The 1188-nt window shown below is 46.8% G+C and carries 1 protein-coding gene and 1 pseudogene; one reads left to right on the top strand and one right to left on the bottom strand.

Annotated features, from left to right (window positions below; all coding sequences use genetic code 11):
* Positions 1 to 445 (top strand): annotated as a pseudogene (locus tag R7M72_RS25235) (EAL domain-containing protein); the annotation flags it as partial.
* 52 nt (positions 446 to 497) lie between these two features.
* On the opposite strand, the gene R7M72_RS25230 reads toward R7M72_RS25235, so the two are convergent.
* A partial coding sequence (locus R7M72_RS25230; RefSeq protein ID WP_318056474.1) for a peptidoglycan DD-metalloendopeptidase family protein occupies positions 498 to 1188 on the bottom strand: 691 nt, incomplete at its 5' end.

The following is a 1188-nucleotide window of genomic DNA, read 5'->3' as shown; positions in this document are numbered from 1 at the left end:
CCGGCTAGAGCGATCCGGTCACGATGCTTCGGACTTTGTTATAGAGCTCACCGACACCGTCTTGATTTCTCAACGTGGACGCCAGTAGATGGTTTCGAACTCGCTTCGCTATCTTGGTTTTAAAGTCGCACTGGATGACTTCGGCACTGGCTATTCGCGCTTAAATTACATTCATAATTACCCTATCGACAGCATCAAAATTGACGCCACATTTGTGCGCAATATGCTCTCGAACAAAACGTCAGAGCAAGTGGTGTATCTGATAGCCCAGTTAGCTCAACTGTTGGATGTCGACTTAATTGCAGAAGGCGTAGAAGACGACAGGGCGCTAAATAAGCTTATCGACATGGGTTGTCATTATATTCAAGGCTACTTCTATTCTCGCCCACACAACGTCGATGAATTGGTACACATGATTAACGATAGACAAGTCAAACGCGCATAAAAAAGACCAAGCAATTGCTTGGTCTTTTTGTTTCGATCAAGAGCCTAAACAGCTATAAAACCGCTTTTTCTTTATTTTTTAGCAGCTTATCCATTTCATCTCGATTCGCGATGAAGGTTGCCATCTCCTTCTTAGGAACAGAGCTCGCCATCGGAATGTTCGCGCGCATCGCGTTTACAGGGCGTCCGTACTCGATCAATTCATAGTGAAGGTGTGGACCAGTAACTCGGCCTGTTTTACCAGACAAGCCGATACGCTGACCGCGAGAAACTTTTTGGCCTTTCTTCACTAAGATCTTGCTTAGATGCAGGTAACGCGTTTTGTATTTGTTACCGTGCTCAACAACAACGTAGTTACCCGCATACGGGTGCTTACGTGTCATAATCACGGTGCCATCACCCGTCGACACTACAGGCGTGCCAGTCGGTACAGCAAAGTCAGTACCGTTATGCGGTGCAACACGGCCTGTTACTGGGTGTAAACGATTCGGGTTAAATCCAGAACTGATACGCCAACTACGGCTCACAGGATAACGTTGGAACGCACGCTGTAGGCTTTCACCTTTCGCGTTGTAGAACTGACCATCCGTATGAAGATACGCGGTTATCTCACGACCACGATTGTAGATTTTGATCGCTTCGATTTCATTCTTGCCAGTTGAAACACCGTTGATAGTTTGTGAACGACGAACCACTTCAAATCGGTCACCCGCACGAAGATCACGCCCAAAGTTCACCTGCTCT

The sequence above is a fragment of the Vibrio sp. YT-18 genome (assembly GCF_033337345.1).
In the GTDB taxonomy this organism is placed as follows: Bacteria; Pseudomonadota; Gammaproteobacteria; order Enterobacterales; family Vibrionaceae; genus Vibrio; species Vibrio alginolyticus.
The sequence above is the reverse complement of the archived record's forward strand: the minus strand, read 5'-3'. Positions and strand labels throughout refer to the sequence as shown.